We start from the raw sequence: 792 nt of genomic DNA, 5'->3' as shown, positions 1-792 counted from the left end.
ATTGGCGGCAGAAGGGGTATTGGCGACGTCTGTGAACGTCCAGAACCGCTTTAACGATGTTGGCGCGATGCAGGTTCAAATCATGCAGGCTGATGGTCTGAATGAGTTAGAAAATGATGGAAGCAGTGATGCCGGCGATTTGTATCCTAACGGTGGCACTGAGATTTCCGACACTTCTAATCCAGGACTTCAAGCAATTGCTGGGTTTGAAACTGGTGTTCGTATCTCTAACATTGCTAGCAGTACGAATGGCGGCAGTTTCTCCCTTGAGCAAGCGAGCGAGCCAAACAAATCGGCTTGGCTGAACTCTCTCTATCAAGGTTATGTGTTTGCTAGTGGCACAAATACGCTGGCGGTTTCACTCGATTTAAATAACGCTACAGAACTGGATGGTATTCAGCTGTACGCGCAAAGAAGCAGCCTTCAAAGTGATATGACTTACCGAGTATGGCGATTCCCATTCTCAGGTAATGCGGGTTACCGTTTGGTGTTAGACCAAGACAGCGCTGAACTGCTACAACAAGGTTCTTTCCAAAAATCATCACGAATCTTATTCCCTCAGCCAAGTCAACTAAGTGCTGGTCAGCATCTGTTGGTGGTGGAATTGGAAGGCGGTGAGTTTGAAGCGAACTTTGACTTCGGTCGTGTTCTAAAAACAGAAAAATCCTCTTTACCTGTGATGTGGACAGGCAGCAATAGCGACATGTACACATTTGGTTTGAATCAGACAGGCTTCTCTTTCGTGCCGTTTGCCGCGCTGCTGAATGTGGATGCGAGTCATGTCGTTGAGGC

General features: G+C 47.5%; 1 pseudogene. It reads left to right on the top strand.

Going from position 1 to position 792, the window contains the following annotated elements:
- Window positions 1–792 (top strand): annotated as a pseudogene (locus tag R7Z50_RS26545) (peptidase M6); the annotation flags it as partial.

It is taken from the genome of Vibrio sp. 1249-1, from assembly GCF_033340495.1.
Note: the sequence above shows the minus strand (reverse complement) of the source record. Positions and strands in the feature narration are given on the sequence as shown.